This window comes from Escherichia sp. KCJ4928 (assembly GCF_004352695.1).
Taxonomy (GTDB): Bacteria; Pseudomonadota; Gammaproteobacteria; order Enterobacterales; family Enterobacteriaceae; genus ECMA0423.
This window is the reverse complement of the sequence record NZ_SJWV01000068.1, coordinates 1-20,446: the sequence shown is the minus strand read 5'-3', so window position 1 is coordinate 20,446 and position 20,446 is coordinate 1. Positions and strand designations below refer to the sequence as shown.

Below are 20,446 nucleotides of genomic sequence, written 5' to 3'. Positions count from 1 at the left end.
CTCCTGTCATGTGCATTGCTTCATATAATCACTGGCGCAAGGAGCGCGCAGGGGGCGGCCAATCGCCGCCGCCCCCTGCACCCCCGGGCTCTGGCGAACAAAATCGCCGCTGCGCGGTGCCCTCGGCTTATCCCTTACGGCTACCGGGTCGGGCGCGAGGTAACATCCCTGTAAAACGCGCCCTCAGCCCACATCCATGTGGGCTGCCCCGGCCTTCAGGGAACGCCTCGGCAATTTTGACGCCACCAAACAACCGTGCGGCCTATTGATAAAGAGCTAACACATTGTCAAAAAACATCACTATGGTTTTTTAGAGTTTCTCGATATCAATTGCCTGAATAGCCCTTGCAATATCAGGGGAATTATTCAACACCCGAACATGCTGAAATAATCCCGTTGCTTCATCGTATTCTTTACGCAAATAACTCAACCACTGTTTAATCCGCGCAACGTGATATAACCCGGTATCGCCCTGCTTTTCCAGACGGGTATATTTTTGCAGCAAAGCAACCACCTCCGGCCACAGCATTCGCGGTTCGTTATATTTTACTACCCGGCTCAGGTTGGGAATATTGAGCGCCCCGCGACCAATCATCACTGCGTCGCAGCCGCTGATCGCAATGCATTGTTGCGCGCTCTGCCAGTCCCAGATTTCGCCGTTGGCAATCACCGGAATATTCAGCCGCTGGCGAATCTCGCCAATCGCCTGCCAGTCAATATGCTCCGCGCGGTAACCCTGCTCTTTTGTCCGTCCATGCACCACCAGCTCCGGAGCACCAGCCTGTTGAACCGCATCGGCGATTTCAAATTTCTTCTCACCGCTGTCCCAGCCCAGACGCACTTTCACGCTGACGGGCAAATGCGCCGGTACAGCTTCACGCATCGCTTTTGCACCCTGATAGATGAGTTCAGGATCTTTGAGTAACGTCGCCCCACCACCGCTACCGTTGACCGTTTTCGACGGGCAGCCGCAATTGAGATCCACGCCCCAGGAACCTAATTCCACCGCACGGGCGGCGTTCTCTGCCAGCCATTGTGGGAACTGACCCAACAACTGCACGCGCACCAGCGTACCGGATGGTGTCCGGCTGGCGTTTTGTAGCTCAGGGCAAATGCGATGAAAAACTTTTACCGGCAGCAGTTGATCCACCACGCGGACAAACTCGGTGATGCACAGATCGTAGTCGTTAACTTCGGTCAGCAATTCACGCACCAGAGAGTCAAGCACTCCCTCCATCGGTGCCAGTAACACACGCATATCATCACCCGCAAAATAATGAGGCGCTATGTTAGCGCCTATGGTCAGCGGATTAAAGGTCTACAAAGAGGGATTGCTGCAAACTGCAATCCCTCTCTATGCTTGATGTATGCCTGAGTTCGTTGCGCATTGCGTAATGCCGGGGAGCGAAAAAATAAGCGCTGATTTCTTAATGTGATCGGTAGCACGTTTTACGAATTAATTGTATGATGAATCCATCTCATCTGGGGTGTTGATTATGAGTAAGACACTGAACATTATCTGGCAATATTTACGCGCTTTCGTCCTGATTTATGCCTGCCTGTATGCAGGCATTTTCATTGCTTCCCTGCTACCGGTAACCATTCCGGGCAGCATCATCGGGATGCTGATCCTGTTTGTCCTGCTGGCCTTGCAAATTCTTCCGGCGAAATGGGTCAATCCGGGGTGCTACGTACTGATTCGCTATATGGCGCTATTGTTTGTGCCGATTGGCGTAGGCGTCATGCAATATTTTGATTTGCTCCGCGCGCAGTTTGGCCCGGTAGTGGTTTCCTGTGCTGTCAGTACGCTGGTGGTTTTTCTGGTGGTGAGCTGGAGTTCACAACTGGTACACGGTGAACGTAAAGTCGTAGGTCAGAAAGGATCAGAAGAATGATGGCGAATATCTGGTGGTCATTACCGCTGACGTTGATTGTCTTTTTTGCCGCCCGCAAACTGGCGGCACGGTATAAGTTTCCCCTGCTTAACCCGTTGCTGGTAGCAATGGTGGTGATCATTCCTTTTTTAATGCTGACCGGCATCTCTTACGACAGCTACTTTAAAGGTAGCGAAGTGCTAAACGATCTGCTGCAACCGGCGGTCGTCGCGCTGGCCTATCCTTTATATGAGCAGCTACACCAGATCCGCGCGCGCTGGAAATCGATCATCACCATCTGTTTTATCGGCAGCGTGGTTGCGATGGTGACGGGGACTTCCGTGGCATTGTTGATGGGCGCTTCACCGGAAATCGCCGCGTCAATCCTGCCGAAATCAGTCACCACGCCTATTGCAATGGCGGTTGGCGGCAGTATTGGCGGTATTCCGGCAATCAGCGCAGTTTGCGTGATTTTCGTCGGCATCCTCGGCGCGGTATTTGGCCATACATTGCTTAATGCGATGCGTATTCGTACCAAAGCTGCGCGCGGTCTGGCAATGGGGACTGCCTCGCACGCCCTCGGTACGGCGCGCTGCGCCGAGCTGGATTATCAGGAAGGTGCATTTAGTTCGCTAGCGCTGGTGTTATGCGGGATAATTACTTCGCTGATCGCACCGTTCCTTTTCCCGATTATTCTGGCAGTAATGGGCTAAAATTTGCGATGCGTCGCGCATTTTTGATGTAAGTTTCACGCGTTGCATAATTAATGAGATTCAGATCACATATAAAGCCATAACGGGTTCGTAAACTGTTATCCCATTACATGATTATGAGGCAACGCCATGCATCCACGTTTTCAAACCGCTTTTGCCCAACTTGCGGATAACTTGCAATCTGCACTGGAACCTATTCTGGCAGACAAGTACTTCCCCGCTTTGTTGACCGGGGAGCAAGTCTCATCGCTGAAGAGCGCAACGGGGCTGGACGAAGACGCGCTGGCATTCGCACTACTTCCGCTGGCGGCGGCCTGTGCGCGTACGCCATTGTCGAATTTTAATGTTGGCGCAATTGCGCGCGGTGTGAGCGGAACCTGGTATTTCGGTGCCAATATGGAATTTATTGGTGCGACAATGCAGCAAACCGTTCATGCCGAACAAAGCGCGATCAGCCACGCCTGGTTGAGTGGTGAAAAAGCGCTTGCAGCCATCACCGTTAACTACACGCCTTGTGGTCACTGCCGTCAGTTTATGAATGAACTGAACAGCGGTCTGGATCTGCGTATTCATCTGCCGGGCCGCGAGGCACACGCGCTGCGTGACTATCTGCCGGATGCCTTTGGGCCGAAAGATCTGGAGATTAAAACGCTGCTGATGGACGAGCAGGATCACGGCTATGCGCTGACTGGTGATGCGCTTTCTCAGGCGGCGATTGCAGCGGCAAACCGTTCGCACATGCCTTACAGTAAGTCGCCAAGCGGTGTCGCGCTGGAATGTAAAGACGGTCGTATTTTCAGTGGCAGCTACGCTGAAAACGCCGCATTCAACCCGACTCTGCCACCGTTGCAGGGAGCGTTAATTCTGTTGAATCTCAAGGGTTATGATTACCCGGATATCCAGCGCGCGGTTCTGGCAGAAAAAGCCGATGCGCCGTTGATTCAGTGGGATGCCACCTCCGCAACGCTGAAAGCTCTCGGCTGTCACAGTATCGACCGAGTGCTTCTCGCTTAAGCCTGGTGCCGGATGCGGCGTGAACGCCTTGTCCGGCTTGCCAGCCCTCTCCTGGTGTCGAAATTCCCGGCAAACAGTTTGCCGTTTCTTGCGCAAAACCAGCGGGTAAAGTAGCCTGATGGAAATTTTCCTTAGATCGAGTCTCCTGCATGTTAAAGCGCGTGTTCCTCAGCCTGTTAGTCCTGATCGGCTTGCTGCTGTTGACTGTGCTCGGCCTCGATCGCTGGATGAGCTGGAAAACCGCGCCTTATATCTACGACGAATTGCAGGATCTCCCCTACCGCCAGGTCGGTGTGGTGCTCGGAACAGCAAAATATTATCGTACTGGCGTAATTAATCAGTATTATCGCTACCGCATTCAAGGAGCGATTAATGCCTATAACAGCGGTAAGGTAAATTATCTATTACTGAGCGGCGATAACGCATTGCAAAGTTATAATGAGCCGATGACCATGCGCAAAGATTTAATCGCTGCTGGTGTCGACCCATCAGATATTGTTCTCGATTACGCAGGCTTTCGTACGCTGGATTCCATAGTGCGTACACGCAAAGTTTTCGATACTAATGATTTCATTATTATCACCCAACGTTTCCACTGTGAGCGGGCATTATTTATTGCGCTGCATATGGGGATTCAGGCTCAGTGTTATGCCGTACCGTCACCGAAAGATATGCTGTCAGTACGTATTCGCGAATTTGCCGCCCGTTTCGGAGCGCTGGCTGACCTTTATATTTTTAAACGTGAACCGCGTTTTTTAGGGCCGCTGGTCCCTATTCCGGCTATGCACCAGGTGCCGGAAGATGCGCAGGGGTATCCCGCCGTCACACCCGAACAGTTACTTGAATTACAAAAGAAACAAGGAAAGTAGTTATGGATGTACAGCAGTTTTTTGTCGTTGCCGTTTTTTTCCTTATCCCGATATTTTGTTTCCGCGAAGCATGGAAAGGCTGGCGCGCAGGCGCGATTGATAAACGGGTTAAAAATGCACCGGAACCGGTGTATGTCTGGCGAGCAAAAAATCCCGGACTCTTCTTCGCTTATATGGTGGCATATATTGGCTTCGGAGTTTTATCTATCGGCATGATTGTTTATCTTATTTTCTATCGTTAATATTTTCTCTTTTATGTTAATTATTGAGAATAATTATTACGTCACTCAATAAGCTGCGGATGTAACATTCTGAACCGCAGCTATTTGTGAATCCTTTCACAGTTTAAATTTCCCCACGCGCATAGCCTTAATATCAGCACGCAATATTTATACTCTAAATAATTCGAGTTGCAGGAAGGCGACAAGTGAGTGAGTCCCCAGGAGCTTACATAAGTAAGTGACTGGGGTGAGCGAACGCAGACGCAGCACATGCAACTTGAAGTATGACGAGTATATTTAGCGTTCGCCTTAATTACTCATAGCATTAAGGAAGATCACATGCCGCAACAAAATTATCTGGATGAACTCACTCCGGCTTTTACGCCTTTACTGGCGATTAAAGAAGCCTCTCGCTGTTTATTATGTCACGACGCTCCCTGTAGTCAGGCTTGCCCGGCACAGACCGATCCGGGGAAATTTATTCGCTCAATCTACTTTCGTAATTTTAAAGGCGCTGCCGAGACAATTCGCGAAAATAATGCCCTCGGTGCCGTTTGTGCCAGAGTGTGCCCGACGGAGAAATTATGCCAAAGCGGTTGTACCCGTGCCGGTGTTGATGCTCCCATTGATATCGGTCGCTTACAGCGTTTTGTTACTGATTTTGAACAACAAACTGGGATGGAAATTTATCAGCCCGGTACTAAAACGCTCGGCAAAGTCGCGATTATTGGCGCAGGTCCTGCCGGATTGCAGGCCAGTGTGACACTGACAAACCAGGGTTATGACGTCACGATTTATGAGAAAGAAGCGCACCCCGGTGGCTGGTTGCGTAACGGTATTCCGCAATTTCGGTTACCGCAATCAGTGCTGGATGCAGAAATCGCCCGTATTGAAAAAATGGGCGTGACCATTAAGTGCAACAACGAAGTCGGTAAAACACTCACCCTGGAGCAACTGAAAGCGGAAAACCGCGCGGTACTGGTCACCGTGGGGTTATCGAGCGGTTCGGGGTTATCGCTGTTTGAGCATAGCGACGTTGAGATTGCCGTCGACTTCCTGCAACGTGCACGACAGGCGCAAGGCGATATCAGCATTCCACAAAGCGCATTAATTATCGGCGGCGGTGATGTCGCGATGGACGTAGCCAGCACGCTGAAAGTTCTCGGCTGTCAGGCGGTAACCTGCATAGCGCGTGAAGAGTTAGATGAGTTTCCGGCAAGCGAAAAAGAGTTTGCCAGCGCCCGGGAGCTGGGCGTTTCGATCATCGATGGATTCACGCCAGTAGCCGTGGAAGGCAATAAAGTCACGTTTAAGCATGTACGGTTACCGGGCGAACTGACGATGGCGGCAGATAAAATTATTCTCGCCGTCGGTCAGCATGCCAGACTGGATGCCTTTGCGGAGTTAGAGCCGCAGCGTAACACCATCAAAACACAAAATTATCAGACCCGCGATCCGCAAGTCTTTGCTGCTGGCGATATTGTTGAGGGTGACAAAACCGTGGTCTATGCCGTGAAAACCGGGAAAGAAGCCGCCGAGGCGATTCATCACTATTTAGAGGGAGCTTGCTCATGTTAACGAAAGATCTTTCGATTACTTTTTGCGGCGTGAAGTTTCCCAACCCGTTCTGCCTCTCTTCTTCGCCTGTAGGCAACTGCTATGAGATGTGTGCCAAAGCCTACGACACAGGTTGGGGCGGCGTGGTGTTTAAAACGATCGGCTTTTTTATCGCCAACGAAGTCTCGCCGCGTTTTGATCATCTGGTGAAAGAAGATACCGGTTTTATCGGCTTCAAAAATATGGAGCAGATTGCTGAACATCCGTTGGAAGAGAATCTGGCCGCCCTGCGTCAGCTGAAGGAAGATTACCCGGACAAAGTATTGATCGCTTCGATCATGGGGGAAAATGAGCAGCAATGGGAGGAGCTGGCGCGCCTGGTGCAAGAAGCTGGCGCGGATATGATCGAGTGTAACTTCTCCTGTCCGCAAATGACTTCTCATGCGATGGGTAGCGATGTCGGGCAAAGCCCGGAGCTGGTAGAAAAATATTGTCGGGCAGTGAAACGGGGTTCCACGCTGCCAATGCTGGCGAAGATGACGCCGAATATCGGTGATATGTGCGAAGTGGCGCTGGCGGCGAAGCGCGGCGGCGCAGATGGCATTGCGGCGATTAACACCGTTAAATCCATCACCAATATCGATCTTAATCAGAAAATCGGTATGCCGATCGTTAACGGAAAATCGAGTATTTCCGGATATTCCGGTAAAGCGGTAAAACCGATCGCCCTGCGCTTCATTCAGCAGATGCGCACCCATCCAGAACTGCGCGATTTCCCAATCAGCGGTATCGGCGGCATTGAAACCTGGGAGGATGCGGCTGAGTTTTTATTGCTCGGCGCAGCAACGTTACAGGTGACCACCGGCATCATGCAGTACGGGTATCGGATAGTGGAAGATATGGCAAGCGGGTTGTCGCATTATCTCGCCGATCAGGGATTTGATTCGCTGCAGGAGATGGTAGGTCTGGCGAATAACAATATTGTCCCGGCGGAAGATTTAGACCGCAGTTATATTGTCTATCCCCGTATCAATCTTGATAAATGTGTTGGCTGTGGACGCTGTTATATTTCCTGTTACGACGGCGGTCACCAGGCGATGGAATGGAGCGAGAAAACCCGCACACCGCATTGTAATACCGAGAAATGTGTGGGTTGTCTGCTTTGTGGTCACGTCTGCCCGGTGGGTTGTATTGAGCTCGGGGAAGTGAAGTTTAAGAAAGGCGAGAAAGAACACCCGGTAACGTTGTAAAACCAGAGACGCATCCGGCATTTGGCACCGATTGCCGGATGCAGCGCATCCGGCAATATCCACAATCACATCACTTCTTACGCGCGTATTTCAGTGAATCCAGCGCTACGGCGAAGATAATAATCGCCCCTTTGATGATGTACTGCCAGTATGGGTTTACGCCGATATACGTCAGGCCATAGTTGATGACGGTAAAAATAATTACCCCGGTCACCACGCCAATCACCGTCCCCACACCGCCGCTGAACGATACACCGCCTACCACGCACGCCGCGATAGCATCCAGCTCATACATAAAGCCGAGGTTGTTGGTGGCAGAGCCGATACGTCCGGCTTCTAACATCCCGCCAAAGGCATAGAACACGCCAGACAACGCGTAGATCATCAGCAGGTTCAGGCCGACGTTGACACCAGATACTTTTGCCGCTTCCGGGTTACCGCCAATGGCAAAAATGTTCTTACCGAAGCGGGTTTTGTTCCACAACACCCAGACGAACGCCACCGCAATCAACGCGTAGAAGGTGATGTAAGAGAGACGGAAACTCCCCAGCGCGACAAAGCCCTGAGCAAAGGTAGAAAAGCCACTGTCAAAACCAGAAATTGGCGACGCCCCGACAAAGTCGTAATAGAGCGAGTTGATTCCATAGACGATGATCATCGTGCCGAGCGTGGTAATGAACGGCGTCACGTTGAGATAAGCGATAATCAGACCGTTGATCAAACCGATCACCGCACCAATGGCACAGACAATCAGAATAACCAGCGCAATCGGCATCGTCGCCATTTCCGGGAACACTTTGTTGGCGTTATCCATGGACTGCAATAATGTCGCAGCCACCACTGCCGCCAGCCCTACCTGACGACCAGCAGAAAGATCGGTCCCCTGGGTGACAATTAACCCTGCCACACCGAGCGCGATAATAATACGCACCGATGACTGGGTGAGAATATTACTTAAGTTCAACAGACTTAAAAATGTTGGGTCCTGGAAAATAATAATCGCCAGCAAAACTAAAAGAACGACGTAAATACCGCCCTCTTTCAGGTAAGTAAGAAAACTTTTCTTATTTAACGCACTCATGGGAAGCCCCTAATCTTAAAGGTGCAAAGACGCAAGACGCAGAATTTCGTTTTGCGTTGTTGTTTTTGTATCGACAATTCCGGAAACGAGACCATTGCTCATGACCAGAATACGGTCTGTTATCCCTAACAACTCAGGCATTTCAGAGGAGATAATAATAATCCCCTTGCCTTTCTTCGCCAGTTCGGCAATTAACTGATAAATTTCAAACTTCGCCCCGACATCAATACCGCGCGTCGGTTCATCGAGCATTAATATTTCTGGTTGCGTTAGTAGCCAGCGACCAATAATCACCTTTTGCTGATTACCACCGGAGAGCGAACCAATTTGCGTCCGATGACCTGGCGTTTTTACCCGCATCGAATCAATCACCCACTGGGTATCGCTTTTCATCCGCGAGTTATCCAGTAAACCAACTTTATTTTTGTAGTTGCGAATATTGGAAATTAACGAGTTAAAACTAATATCCAGATAGGCATAAATTCCCGTTGAGCGGCGCTCCTCAGTTACCAGTGCAAATCCGTGGTTTATGGCTTCGTTGGCATTATGGTTATTGATCTGTTTGCCGTGCAACGTAATGGTGCCAGCCGATTTCTCGCGAATACCAAATAACGTCTCAACAATATCGGTACGTTTCGCCCCCACCAGCCCGGCAATACCGAGGATCTCCCCTTTATGCAGATCAAACGAGACATCGCGAATCGACGGCTGGCGCAGTGACGTTAGGTTACGCACCTCGAGGATGACTTCGCCCGGCTTGTTTTCTTTGTCAGGAAAACGCTGATTAAGAGAACGCCCAACCATCATGGCGATGATCTTGTCCATCGTCAGTCCTGCCAGCGGTTCGGTGGCGATCCACTGACCGTCGCGCAATACGGTAACTTCATCACATAACTGGAAGATTTCTTCCATTTTATGCGAGATATAAACAATACCGCAGCCGCGCTCTTTTAATTTACGAATAATAGTGAACAGATGATTGACCTCTTTTTCGGTTAACGAAGAAGTCGGTTCATCCATAATCACAATTTTCGCGTTATAGGAAAACGCTTTGGCGATTTCGATCATCTGCATTTGCGAAACGGATAATGTGCCGACGCGCGCACGCGGATCGATATCAATATCCAGTTCGTCAAAAATCGCTTTGGTTTCGCGGTACATTTTGTCCTGATCGACAAACATGCCTTTGGTGGGATATCGCCCCAGCCACATGTTATCCATCACCGAACGTTGTAATACCAGGTTTAACTCCTGGTGTACCATCGAAATACCATTTTCCAGTGCTTCTTTGGCAGAATGGAAATCGATCTCTTTACCCTGGAATAAAATGGTGCCGGAGTCTTTTTGATAAATACCAAACAGGCATTTTAATAATGTTGATTTTCCTGCACCGTTTTCCCCCATTAATGCATGGATAGAATGTGGCCGGACTTTTAAATTAACGTTATCAAGTGCCTTAACACCAGGAAAGGACTTGTTGATACCGCTCATTTCCAACAAGTATTCCCCGGAAGACGGAGTCGTTGAGCTGACCATATAATTTTACCTTGTTGGCCATACAATAAGGGCGCAGTAATAGACTGCGCCCAGTCAGTCTTATTTCTTGCTGAATTCAGCCAGGTTGTCTTTATCTACGCCAACATAAGGAACGCGGACCACTTTGTTGTCGATTTTCCAGTTGGTGCCATCAGCCGCACCTTTGCCATCGGCCAGGTTTTTCGCCAGATCAAAGGTCGCTTTCGCCTGGTTGTTAGCATCGTTCAGTACGGTGCCCGCCAGTGCACCGGATTTCACCAGCGCCAGCGCTTCTGGCAGCGCATCGACGCCAAACACCGGAATGCTGGACTTGTTGTGTGCTTTCAGTGCTTCTACCGCGCCCATTGCCATCGCATCGTTGTTGGCGATAACCACTTCGATTTTGTTGGCGTTCGGGCCAGACAGCCAGGCGTCCATCTTATCTTTCGCCTGAGCGGTATCCCACATAGCGGTATCTAACTGTAACTGTTCAGTTTTAATGCCTTTGTCGTTCAGCTCTTTAATCACGTAAGTGGTACGTGCTTCTGCATCCGGATGGCCCGGTTCACCTTTCAGCAATACGAATTGAATCTGACCGTCTTTGTTCAGATCCCAACCCTGATTCGCCGCCCAGTGTTTAGCAATCAAATCGCCTTGAATAATGCCGGACTCTTTGGAGTCAGTGCCAACGTAGTATGCTTTGTCGTAGCTATCCAGCGCCTTACGAGACGGTTCTTTGTTGAAGAAAACCACCGGCACGTTTTGCCCACGCGCTTTCTCAATCACCGTACCCGCAGCTGCCGGGTCAACCAGGTTGATTGCCAGTGCCTTCACCCCTTTCGCCAGCAATACGTCGATCTGATCGTTCTGCTTGGACTGGTCATTCTGAGAATCATTCATCAGCAGCTGAACATCTGGCGCGGCTTTCGCATCTTGCTCAATAGCCTTGCGCACTACAGACATAAAGTTATCGTCGTACTTATAGATTGTTACACCAATGCGAGTATCAGCAGCGTGTGCAGCGGCACCGAATAACATGCTGGCCATCACAGCAGACAGGGTTAACACCTTCTTATTCATGGTATCTCCGGTTTTTCTTATGCAGGGTAGTGCTTGAGATAAATGCTCGGCGGGGCAGTAGAGTTAATGAAGTGTTACTGAACGCCGAAGCTCACTTTTTAAAATTCGTTCTTCCATGCCCGGTAACGCTCCAGAAAACGGCTTTAATTGTTGTTATGACGCTATTACCTCGGTGAAAGTGATTATTCACTGTTACATACGGGTTACAACGTTAAAACGGTGCAATCATAGCTATCACATTGTTAAGATACTGTGAAATCACTCACAGATTGAAAGCGGTTACATCGCCTGATTTGTTGAGTTAGTGATCGTCGCCGCATTCTGGCGTGTTGCGACAGAATGGCGACGCACTAACGTCGGCATAAAACAGTGGCTAGCACGAGGATCAATATTGCCTGCTGCCCCCTGCAAGGCCAGTTCGGTGGCTAATTTAGCCATTGAAGCAATGGGATAACGCACGGTCGTTAATTGCGGGTCGGTGTAACGGGCGATGGGAATATCATCGAAACCGATGATTGAGAGATGTAACGGAATCGCAATGCCATTATCTTTTAATGCTGTCAGTGCGCCAGCGGCCATATTGTCGTTATAAGCAAATACAGCGGTAAGTTGTAGATTGCGCCCCAGCAGTTCAACCATCGCCGCCTCACCGCCCGGCATGTCCGGCGTACCAGTGCCAATCCAGCTTTCCGGCGGAATAATATCCTGCTCTTTCAACGCACTCATCCAGCCTGCTTTACGCATGGCGTCATCTTCAATGCCGTGGCTGGAAGAAAGATAACCAATACGTTGATGACCGTTATTCAGCAACATGCGCGTCGCCATTCGGACACCGCTGAGATTATCCAGGCAAACGCAACGATGGGCGTACCCCGGCACAACGCGGTTGATTAACACCATACCGGGAATGTTATCCATAAATTGCGCCAGTTCATCGTCACTCAATGCTTTTGAGTGAACAATCAACGCATTACAACGCTGGCGAATTAACACCTCAATGGCGTGACGCTCTTTTTCCGCTTCATGATAGCTATTGCCGATTAGCACGTATTTCTGATGCTGCTGGGCGACCAGATCCACCGCTTTTACCAGCGCGCCGAAAAAAGCATCAGAAACGTCCATCACCACCACGCCAATGGTATCGCTAACCTGAGTTGCCAGCGCCTGGGCATTGGCATTTGGCCGATAATCCAGCTCACTCACGGCTTTCATTACTGCTTCACGCGTGTCGGCACTGACCAGCGTGCTGTTATTGAGCACCCGGGAAACCGTTGCCACAGAGACGCCAGCCTGACGCGCTACATCACGAATGGTGATCATATTCACTACCTGTTATGAGATTGCAGTAAATGACTGCTTGCTGGCGGCTATTTTGTCAGCACTGAATACAGGACTTCGTGAATCGAGTCACAGCAATGGAAACGGTTACAGCCGTTTTGTTAACGAATGTGATCCAGATCGTTATCTTGATGTTTTAGATATTGCCGTTCCGGCAGCACGCAAAGTTAACTGACGCCAGAGCCATTCCACCGGCCCCTGGCGGAAGTAACGCAGCCAGATAACAGAGAAGAGGATATTCGCCAGCCATACCGGAATAACAAACGCCAGCAGCTCCAGGCGATCAAAATGCATAAACAAACCGAGGTGGTAAAAAAGCATGGTACAAATCAGCGTTTGCAATAGATAGTTGGTCAGCGCCATCCGTCCGACGCAGGCGATCGCAAGCACCAGCTTAAAGCGGCTCAATTGCGGCCAGAAGCCATAAAACAGCGACGCATAGCCAATCGCCTGAAACGGCGCACTCAGTTCCCGCGGCATTTGAAGTAAGAAGGCACACCAGCGATACGCCCAGTCCAGCTGCCATTGCAGGGCGATGGCAGGAAGGTTAATGGTCACCCCAATCGCCACCAGCACAAAACCAGTACGACGATAGTGACGTAAGCTGAACTGCCCTTTCAGCCAGCCGCTGCGCATCAGCGCCGCACCAATGAGCATCATCCCTGCCAGTTGCCAGCCATACTGTGCGCCCAGTGCCAGTAAACTGTTGCCAACACCATCGGCACGATTACTGATCGCTTCAACGCCGCCGTGAAGCTTCCAGTATTTTTCATACAAAATAGCCGATGCATCCGGCGTCCAGGCGCGGCTGGTCTGGCTGTCGGAAATCAGCCCCAATAACAGCAAAACGCCAAGCCCCACCAGATAAAGCATGACGCCTGTATTAAACAGGCTTTTTACCGATGGCGCATCGCGCACCAGCCGCCAGCAGATTAAGCCCACCAGCCCGTAAGCCAGCAGAATATCGCCGTCCCAGAACAATAAACCGTGAATAAAGCCCAATAAGACTAACAGCGTTAACCGCGACTGGATCCAGCGTCTGCCACGGGGCAGCAACATTTGCAGTCCAGCACCAAACAGCAGCGCAAAAAGCGTGAGGAATTTCACCTGGGCGATGAGATCAAGAAATGCCCAGGTCCATGCATCCTGCGGCGTAATAGCACCGTACCAGGCGGGATTGAGATAAGCCGCCTTTGGTAGCCCAAAGGCGCTGATGTTTAATAGCAGGATCCCCAGAATGGCGACGCCGCGAACAAAATCGAGCGTGACGTTGCGCTCCATGGTTCCTGCCTTTTAATCAGTTGTGATGACGCACAGCGCGCAGAAACTCGTGGCGCGTATTCTGACTGGATTTGAACAATCCACCAAGAGAGGTCGTTGTTGTGGCACTGGTTGCATCGCGGATGCCACGCGCCTTCACGCAGTAATGCACCGCGTCGATCGAGACAGCCACGTTATTGGTGCCCAGCAGCGTTTGTAGCGCAATAAGAATTTGCTGCGTCAGACGTTCCTGCACCTGCGGACGCTGGGCAAAGAACTGCACGATACGGTTAATTTTTGACAGACCGATCACCGAATCTTTCGGGATATAAGCCACCGTCGCTTTGCCATCGATGGTAACAAAATGGTGTTCACAGGTACTGGTCAGAGTGATATCGCGCACGGTGACCATTTCATCGACCTTCATTTTGTTTTCAATGAGGGTGATTTTCGGGAAGTTGGCGTAATCCAGACCGGAGAAAATTTCATCGACATACATTTTAGCGATGCGATGCGGCGTTTCCATCAAACTGTCATCAGCCAGGTCGAGATTCAGCAGCTGCATGATTTCGGTCATATGACCAGCAATAAGGCTTTTGCGCGTTTCGTTATCCATTTCATGCACGGGCGGGCGCAGCGGTGTTTCCAGTCCTCGCGCAACTAACGCTTCATGAACCAGGGCCGCTTCTTTACTGAGTGATGGCATTTATGATTTCTCCTGCAGGTGTGACGCCTCCGCCCTGCGTGGGGGCAAAGTTATTAAGCTGATTTACAGCTTGATTATTGTGCGTGAGGCGGCGCACATAATCCAGTATTCACAGCGATAATTATTGTAATTGCCGCTGCCTTTCATCAGCAGATGTTAAAACATCGTTATGCAAATACGGAAGTGAAAGTTACTCACAGCACATTGAATAAACGGTATGATGAAGAAATTGCAAACAACACAACAAGGAGCCACGCATGGAAATGCTCGAAGAGCACCGCTGTTTTGAAGGCTGGCAGCAACGCTGGCGACACGACTCCAGTACCTTAAACTGTCCGATGACGTTCAGTATCTTTCTCCCACCACCTCGTGATCACACCCCGCCACCAGTGCTGTACTGGCTTTCCGGATTAACCTGCAATGACGAGAACTTCACCATCAAGGCGGGTGCCCAGCGCGTGGCGGCAGAACTGGGGATTGTACTGGTGATGCCAGACACCAGCCCGCGCGGCGAACAGGTTGCCAACGATGATGGCTACGATTTAGGCCAGGGCGCGGGGTTTTATCTTAACGCCACGCAACCGCCGTGGGCGACGCATTACCGGATGTATGATTATCTGCGCGATGAATTACCGGCGCTGGTTCAGTCGCAATTTAATGTCAGCGACCGCTGCGCCATTAGCGGTCATTCAATGGGTGGTCACGGTGCGCTGATTATGGCGCTGAAAAATCCGGGTAAATACACCAGCGTTTCGGCCTTTGCGCCAATTGTGAATCCGTGCAGCGTCCCGTGGGGAATCAAAGCGTTTAGCAGCTATTTAGGTGAGGACAAAAATGCATGGCTGGAATGGGACAGTTGCGCGCTGATGTATGCCAGTAACGCGCAGGATGCGATCCCGACGCTTATCGATCAGGGCGATAATGATCAGTTTCTTGCCGACCAGTTGCAACCTGCGGTACTGGCAGAAGCCGCGCGCCAGAAAGCGTGGCCGATGACGCTGCGTATTCAGCCGGGATATGATCACAGTTACTACTTCATCGCCTCTTTTGTAGAGGATCACCTGCGCTTCCATGCGCAGTATTTACTGAAGTGAAAGTCCGCCCGGTTCGCCGGGCATCTTCTCATCAGAAGCGATAATCCACTGCCATAAAGTAACGACGTCCGTCTTCGTTATAGCTGTAGTCGTCACGACTGAGATCCTTGTCGCCAAGGTTCAGCACGCCTGCGCGCAGTTTGACGTCTTTAGTCACCTGCCAGGCCGCGCCGGTATTCCAGATGGTATAACCGCCCGGTGTTTTAGCCGTCGCGCTGTCGGCGCGTTTCTGCCCGGTATAGTGACCAGAAACATAGAATGACCAGTCTTCCAGCGCCAGCGGTTTCCAGTCCAGCGTACCGTTAGCAGTATGGAACGGCAGATCGGATAGCGGTTTGTTTTCGCCGTTGCTGACATCACGACCATCGTTGTAGGTGTAGTTGATCGACAGTTTCCATTCATCGTTGAACGGAATTTTCAGTTCGGTTTCCACGCCCTGAATACGAGCTTTGTTAACGTTGTAGTAGCTAAATACCGGTATGCGCCGTCCGTTAGCGCCCGTCTCAAAACCAACAAAGTTTTGGTAGCCCGGTGCAGCGTTGACGTCAGACGTACGGCTGATGCTGATACGATCTTTCACATCGTTACGGAAAACGGTAACGCTGGATTCAACCCCTTCCAGCCAGCCTTCTTCACCCATGTAGTAAAGCCCCAGCTCCCAACTTTCGCTGGTTTCTGGTTTCAGATCCGGGCTACCCACAATCTTACATGCGCCACGGCAGGAATTGCTCGTCCAGTCAGGGCTAAGTTGCAACAGAGAAGGTGCTTTAAATGCCGTCGCCCAGCCCCCTTTCACCGTTACGGTGTCGGTGGCGTTATAAACCAGGTAGGCACGCGGACTCCAGTGTTCACCGTAGGTTTCGTGATCGTCCATACGCACGCCGGTCGTCAGCGCCAGCGGCTCGAAGATCCGCCATTCATCTTCCACAAACAGCGCGTACTGGCTGGCAGACGTTTTGGAGCTGGTTCCCCCGGTCAGGTTCACCGCATCGCTAAGTTTGTCGTGACGCCATTCACCGCCAACCGTGAGAAACTGATTAATTGCCGTCAGCGGCAACGTGTATTTGCCGTCGACCGCATTGCTTTCGGAAGTTATCGGGCTGCTGTTGCCAGGGTTTTTGTTCTCGACTTTCTCACCGTAGTATTTCAGTTCGCTGGTGCCGTAATCCCAACGCCCATTATGGCTGACGGAGTAGTTCTGGCGTTCCAGGCGGTTTTTGTCCAGCGAGTCGGAATCACGATCCTGACGGTCGAAACCGTATCCGGCAGTAAAATCGTGATGTTGATTCGGTGTCCAGGCAAATTCGACATTGCCGTCGCGGCTGGAGAATCCTTCAATACGCGGCGTTTCTCCGGTATCGGTGGTCGTTGAGTTTTGCGGGTCATCCTTTTCACGTTTTGCCAGGCTGCCGTAAGCTTTCATTCCCAGCACACCATCAATTAATGGTCCACTGGTAAAGAACTGACCGTTATAGGTATCACCGCGATCGCGATGTTCCTGAATGGTGGTATCGACGGTAACGGTACCCGACCATTTCTGACCGATTTTTTTGGTGATGATATTCACTACACCGCCGAGCGCATCGGAGCCGTATAGCGACGACATCGGGCCACGAACCACTTCAATACGTTCGATGGAATCGACCGGGATCCAGTTCAGATCGAAATCATTGTGGCGGAAGACGGCATTGCGGGAGTTAACGCGTTTACCGTCGACGAGAATCAGGGTGTAGCTGCTGTCCAGACCACGAATACTAACGCCCTTACGGTTATCCCCTTCGTTCGTCAGTTGTACGCCAGGCACTTCTTTGAGGACATCCTTCAGATTCTGTACCGGTTTTCGCTGCAGGTCTTCCTGGGTAATGACGCTGATACTGGCGGGTGCATCTTTGAGGTTTTGTTCAACGGAAGATGCAGTGACAACCATCGTTTCGCCATCATCATCGACCGCTAACACAGGCCATGCACAAGAAATAGCGGACAAACACAGCCCGACCCGTACGAAAGGGTTCAACCTAAACATTCCATATCTCCATGAGGTAACTACGAAAATAAAATGGGTTATCGCTCACATCTTCTTCACGTCCCCTTGCGTACGGCAGCATCGCGGTGGACTTATTTGTATGCAGGTGATCATCCCAGAAAGCCGGAACAGCCTCTGATTTGTCAGCCTTTTTTGATTGCGGCGTAACGATAATGCAAACGATAACAATTATCAATCCAAATGTTAAATTTTATATCCGCATGATTTGTCAGGGAAATGGAATTGAAAAAGCCCTCTCGGTTGAGAGGGCTTAGCAAGGAAGGGAGGAAACTTATTTCTTATCGTTCTGCGGGAACTTCATTTCGCTGTAACGTACGAAGTGAGTTCCTTTAATCAGCTTGTAGCCGAACCAAATAATCAGGAACAGCGGGATACCAATATACGTTGCCGCTACGCCGCCCCAGTCAATGGTATCTTTCAGGAACGCTTCGTAGTTCTGGCCCAAAGTGATAATCAGACACAGAATGAATGCGAAGATCGGCCCCAGTGGGAAGAAACCTGAACGGTACGGCAGATCGTTAATGTCGTGTCCCTGCAATACGTAACCGCGACGGAAGCGATAGTGGCTAATGGCAATCCCCAGCCAGGCGATAAAACCCGTCATCCCGGAGGTGTTCAGCAACCACAGGTATACCGTCTGGTTGCCAAACATGGAGGTCAGGAAGCACAGACCGGCAATCACCGTCGTCGCATACAGCGCATTACGCGGCACGCCACCACGCGACAGTTTAGCGAAAATGCGCGGCGCTTTACCGTCACACGCCAGGGTGTACAGCATACGAGTAGACGCATACATACCGGAGTTACCCGCTGACAGCACCGCCGTCAGAATAACTGCGTTCATCACCGCCGCCGCAGAGAGCAGACCCGCGTGCTGGAACACCAGGGTGAACGGACTAACGCTGATGTCTTTAACATCGTTACGCAGCAGGCTCGGATCGGTGTACGGAATAATCAGGCTGATAATCAGGATCGCGAACACATAGAACAACAGGATTCGCCAGAACACCTGACGTACCGCGCGTGGAATGTTTTTCGCCGGATCTTCGGACTCGCCTGCAGCAATACCGATCAGCTCGGTTCCCTGGAAAGAGAAGCCGACAATCATAGCTACGCCGATCATCGCCGCAAAACCACCAGCAAACGGCGCTTCGCCGATTGTCCAGTTGCTCCAGCCCGCAGGCTGCGCGCCTTTGAAGATACCGATAATCATCAGCACGCCAACGATGATAAAGACAATAACTGTCGTGACTTTGATCAGTGAGAACCAGTATTCCGCTTCACCAAAGCCACGAACTGAGATGTAGTTCAGCAGGAAGATAACGCCGAGGAACAACGCACTCCAGATCCAGCCCGGTGTATCCGGGAACCACCAGCTCATGACCAGCTGAGCTGCAACCAGGTCAACGGCGATAGTCACCGCCCAGTTGTACCAGTAGTTCCAGCCCAGCGCGAAGCCAAAGCCTTCTTCAACATAGTTCTGACCGTAAGTGGCAAACGAACCGGAAACCGGCATATATGCAGCCAGTTCACCGAGACTGGTCATCAGGAAGTAAACCATCAGGCCAATCAGCATATACGAGAGCAATGCCCCGCCCGGACCTGCCTGAGAAATCGTTGCGCCAGAGGCAACAAAAAGACCTGTACCGATGGAACCGCCAATGGCAATCATCGTCAGGTGACGCGCCTTTAATTCACGGCGTAAGCCCGGCGCTTCTGTGGTTTTAGTTTCGGAAACCATACAAAAATGCTATCCATCTTAAAAATGAGGCGCGATTGTAGCAGACGATTGGCAATCCTTCCGGCAGAAATACACGGTTATAAGACACCTTCATGATCGCCCAGGGATTATAAGTAAAGCAGCCAATCTCTTTTCTGGCGAATGCATGCTGAGGGCGCTGCGTCACGAAATCGACACAGCACCAGCATGTTCTTGTACAGCAACTTAACGCGGTACATTCGCGGGATCGCAATAGTCCAGAAAGCGCCGTAGCGCGTTGGAAAGGTGTTTTTGCCGATGATGTATACGCCACAACGTACGCATCAGGCGCGGCAGAGGGACCGCAACTTCACTTAATGTGCCTGCCTGCAATTGATCTTCAATCACCCGTCGCGACAGGCAACTAATTCCCAACCCATGACGCACCGCATGTTTGATTGCCTCGGAGTTACCTAATTCCATCGCCATCTCAAACTTCGGTAAATGTGACAGCAATAGATAATCGACAATCTCCCGCGTGCCGGAACCGCGTTCACGCAGGATCCACGGCGCAGCGGCCAGCTGCTCTAAGGTGACCGGACCACGGGCCAACGGCGAAGTCGGCGCGGCGAAAACCACCAGCTCGTCTTCCAGCCACGGTTCAGAAATAATTTCAGTGCTGTGGCACGGTCCTTCAATAAAACCAATATCAACGCGGAAATCCAGCACCGCTTGCATCACGTCCTGGCTGTTCCCAACGCTAAGTTCAATCGGCAACTGCGGATAATCATGGCGATAACGGGCGATAACTGCAGGCAGAATGTAGTTACCGATGGTACTACTGGCATAGATACGAATCGCGCCGTTGTCTTCGCGAAACAGTTGTTCGATTTCAACCGCCTGTTCAAGCAATGCCAACGCACGCGGATAGAGCAGCCGCCCGTGTTCATTAACAACCAGTCTTTTCCCCACGCGATCAAACAGTTGCACGCCAAGCTGCCCTTCCAGGTCGGTCAAGGCTGCGCTCACTGCTGATTGCGACAACGCCAGCATCACCGACGCCTGGGTGGTTGATCCACTTTTCAATACTTCTGCAAAAACTTCCAACTGCCGGAGGGTGATGTGTATAGT

Annotated in this window: 18 protein-coding genes; 8 read left to right on the top strand and 10 right to left on the bottom strand. The window is 51.0% G+C overall.

Annotated elements, in window-relative coordinates; translation table 11 throughout:
- Positions 1-310: 310 nt before the first annotated feature.
- Positions 311-1,258 carry a tRNA dihydrouridine(16) synthase DusC gene (gene dusC / locus E0D98_RS12200; protein ID WP_050877067.1) on the bottom strand — a complete coding sequence of 316 codons (948 nt, stop codon included), beginning with the start codon at positions 1,256-1,258 and terminating at the stop codon, positions 311-313.
- A 238-nt stretch (positions 1,259-1,496) separates the two neighbouring features.
- Between dusC and E0D98_RS12195 the strand changes: the two genes are divergently transcribed.
- From E0D98_RS12195 to preA, 7 genes are all read left to right on the top strand, one after another.
- Positions 1,497-1,895 carry a CidA/LrgA family protein gene (locus E0D98_RS12195; protein WP_001295452.1) on the top strand — a complete coding sequence of 133 codons (399 nt, stop codon included), beginning with the start codon at positions 1,497-1,499 and terminating at the stop codon, positions 1,893-1,895.
- Positions 1,892-2,587: a CidB/LrgB family autolysis modulator gene (locus tag E0D98_RS12190; RefSeq protein ID WP_000968208.1), complete on the top strand. Its 696-nt coding sequence runs from the start codon at positions 1,892-1,894 to the stop codon at positions 2,585-2,587. Before E0D98_RS12195 ends, E0D98_RS12190 begins: the two co-directional genes overlap by 4 nt.
- A 129-nt stretch (positions 2,588-2,716) precedes the next feature.
- Complete coding sequence (gene cdd / locus E0D98_RS12185) at positions 2,717-3,601, top strand: cytidine deaminase (RefSeq protein WP_000553555.1); 885 nt, start codon at positions 2,717-2,719, stop codon at positions 3,599-3,601.
- 149 nt (positions 3,602-3,750) lie between these two features.
- Complete coding sequence (sanA, locus tag E0D98_RS12180; RefSeq protein ID WP_000920064.1) at positions 3,751-4,470, top strand: outer membrane permeability protein SanA; 720 nt, start codon at positions 3,751-3,753, stop codon at positions 4,468-4,470.
- A gap of 2 nt (positions 4,471-4,472) precedes the next feature.
- Positions 4,473-4,712, top strand: coding sequence for a DUF2542 family protein (locus E0D98_RS12175; protein ID WP_000383098.1), 240 nt, complete (start codon positions 4,473-4,475; stop codon positions 4,710-4,712).
- Positions 4,713-5,030: 318 nt separating this feature from the next.
- The gene (gene preT / locus E0D98_RS12170) at positions 5,031-6,269 is read left to right on the top strand and encodes an NAD-dependent dihydropyrimidine dehydrogenase subunit PreT (RefSeq protein ID WP_001136328.1); all 1,239 of its coding nucleotides are present in this window, start codon (positions 5,031-5,033) and stop codon (positions 6,267-6,269) included.
- On the top strand, positions 6,263-7,498 hold the full coding sequence (gene preA / locus E0D98_RS12165) for an NAD-dependent dihydropyrimidine dehydrogenase subunit PreA (protein WP_000956043.1): 1,236 nt from the start codon (positions 6,263-6,265) through the stop codon (positions 7,496-7,498). The genes preT and preA overlap by 7 nt, the downstream gene beginning before the upstream one ends.
- Positions 7,499-7,568: 70 nt before the next feature.
- Here preA and mglC read toward each other — a convergent pair whose 3' ends face one another.
- The 6 genes from mglC to folE all read right to left on the bottom strand — a co-directional run bounded on the left by mglC (position 7,569) and on the right by folE (position 14,478).
- The gene (gene mglC / locus E0D98_RS12160; protein ID WP_001275118.1) at positions 7,569-8,579 is read right to left on the bottom strand and encodes a galactose/methyl galactoside ABC transporter permease MglC; all 1,011 of its coding nucleotides are present in this window, start codon (positions 8,577-8,579) and stop codon (positions 7,569-7,571) included.
- Positions 8,580-8,594: 15 nt separating this feature from the next.
- Positions 8,595-10,115 carry a galactose/methyl galactoside ABC transporter ATP-binding protein MglA gene (gene mglA, locus E0D98_RS12155; RefSeq protein WP_000255042.1) on the bottom strand — a complete coding sequence of 507 codons (1,521 nt, stop codon included), beginning with the start codon at positions 10,113-10,115 and terminating at the stop codon, positions 8,595-8,597.
- A gap of 60 nt (positions 10,116-10,175) precedes the next feature.
- The gene (gene mglB, locus E0D98_RS12150) at positions 10,176-11,174 is read right to left on the bottom strand and encodes a galactose/glucose ABC transporter substrate-binding protein MglB (RefSeq protein WP_001036964.1); all 999 of its coding nucleotides are present in this window, start codon (positions 11,172-11,174) and stop codon (positions 10,176-10,178) included.
- A gap of 279 nt (positions 11,175-11,453) precedes the next feature.
- Complete coding sequence (gene galS / locus E0D98_RS12145) at positions 11,454-12,494, bottom strand: HTH-type transcriptional regulator GalS (protein WP_050877066.1); 1,041 nt, start codon at positions 12,492-12,494, stop codon at positions 11,454-11,456.
- A 141-nt stretch (positions 12,495-12,635) separates the two neighbouring features.
- Positions 12,636-13,793, bottom strand: coding sequence for a DUF418 domain-containing protein YeiB (yeiB, locus tag E0D98_RS12140; RefSeq protein ID WP_000440880.1), 1,158 nt, complete (start codon positions 13,791-13,793; stop codon positions 12,636-12,638).
- A gap of 16 nt (positions 13,794-13,809) precedes the next feature.
- Positions 13,810-14,478, bottom strand: a complete 669-nt coding sequence (folE, locus tag E0D98_RS12135) for a GTP cyclohydrolase I FolE (protein WP_001139613.1) — start codon at positions 14,476-14,478, stop codon at positions 13,810-13,812.
- Positions 14,479-14,735: 257 nt separating this feature from the next.
- Here folE and yeiG point away from each other — a divergent pair, with 257 nt between their 5' ends.
- Positions 14,736-15,572 carry an S-formylglutathione hydrolase gene (gene yeiG, locus E0D98_RS12130; protein WP_050877065.1) on the top strand — a complete coding sequence of 279 codons (837 nt, stop codon included), beginning with the start codon at positions 14,736-14,738 and terminating at the stop codon, positions 15,570-15,572.
- A 31-nt stretch (positions 15,573-15,603) separates the two neighbouring features.
- On the opposite strand, the gene cirA is transcribed toward yeiG, so the two are convergent.
- From cirA to yieE, 3 genes are all read right to left on the bottom strand, one after another.
- Entirely contained in the window at positions 15,604-17,595 is a 1,992-nt protein-coding gene (cirA, locus tag E0D98_RS12125; protein WP_050877064.1) for a catecholate siderophore receptor CirA, read from the bottom strand.
- Between the two features lie 292 nt (positions 17,596-17,887).
- Complete coding sequence (gene lysP, locus E0D98_RS12115) at positions 17,888-19,357, bottom strand: lysine-specific permease (RefSeq protein WP_000253273.1); 1,470 nt, start codon at positions 19,355-19,357, stop codon at positions 17,888-17,890.
- Positions 19,358-19,561: 204 nt separating this feature from the next.
- Positions 19,562-20,443: a DNA-binding transcriptional regulator YeiE gene (yieE, locus tag E0D98_RS12110; protein ID WP_000548294.1), complete on the bottom strand. Its 882-nt coding sequence runs from the start codon at positions 20,441-20,443 to the stop codon at positions 19,562-19,564.
- Positions 20,444-20,446: the final 3 nt, after the last annotated feature.

Coding starts and splice junctions, on each gene's coding strand:
- dusC (WP_050877067.1), bottom strand. CDS start 1,258: ATGCGTGTGTTACTGGCACCGATGGAGGGAGTGCTTGACTCTCTGGTG.
- E0D98_RS12195 (WP_001295452.1), top strand. CDS start 1,497: ATGAGTAAGACACTGAACATTATCTGGCAATATTTACGCGCTTTCGTC.
- E0D98_RS12190 (WP_000968208.1), top strand. CDS start 1,892: ATGATGGCGAATATCTGGTGGTCATTACCGCTGACGTTGATTGTCTTT.
- cdd (WP_000553555.1), top strand. CDS start 2,717: ATGCATCCACGTTTTCAAACCGCTTTTGCCCAACTTGCGGATAACTTG.
- sanA (WP_000920064.1), top strand. CDS start 3,751: ATGTTAAAGCGCGTGTTCCTCAGCCTGTTAGTCCTGATCGGCTTGCTG.
- E0D98_RS12175 (WP_000383098.1), top strand. CDS start 4,473: ATGGATGTACAGCAGTTTTTTGTCGTTGCCGTTTTTTTCCTTATCCCG.
- preT (WP_001136328.1), top strand. CDS start 5,031: ATGCCGCAACAAAATTATCTGGATGAACTCACTCCGGCTTTTACGCCT.
- preA (WP_000956043.1), top strand. CDS start 6,263: ATGTTAACGAAAGATCTTTCGATTACTTTTTGCGGCGTGAAGTTTCCC.
- mglC (WP_001275118.1), bottom strand. CDS start 8,579: ATGAGTGCGTTAAATAAGAAAAGTTTTCTTACTTACCTGAAAGAGGGC.
- mglA (WP_000255042.1), bottom strand. CDS start 10,115: ATGGTCAGCTCAACGACTCCGTCTTCCGGGGAATACTTGTTGGAAATG.
- mglB (WP_001036964.1), bottom strand. CDS start 11,174: ATGAATAAGAAGGTGTTAACCCTGTCTGCTGTGATGGCCAGCATGTTA.
- galS (WP_050877066.1), bottom strand. CDS start 12,494: ATGATCACCATTCGTGATGTAGCGCGTCAGGCTGGCGTCTCTGTGGCA.
- yeiB (WP_000440880.1), bottom strand. CDS start 13,793: ATGGAGCGCAACGTCACGCTCGATTTTGTTCGCGGCGTCGCCATTCTG.
- folE (WP_001139613.1), bottom strand. CDS start 14,478: ATGCCATCACTCAGTAAAGAAGCGGCCCTGGTTCATGAAGCGTTAGTT.
- yeiG (WP_050877065.1), top strand. CDS start 14,736: ATGGAAATGCTCGAAGAGCACCGCTGTTTTGAAGGCTGGCAGCAACGC.
- cirA (WP_050877064.1), bottom strand. CDS start 17,595: ATGTTTAGGTTGAACCCTTTCGTACGGGTCGGGCTGTGTTTGTCCGCT.
- lysP (WP_000253273.1), bottom strand. CDS start 19,357: ATGGTTTCCGAAACTAAAACCACAGAAGCGCCGGGCTTACGCCGTGAA.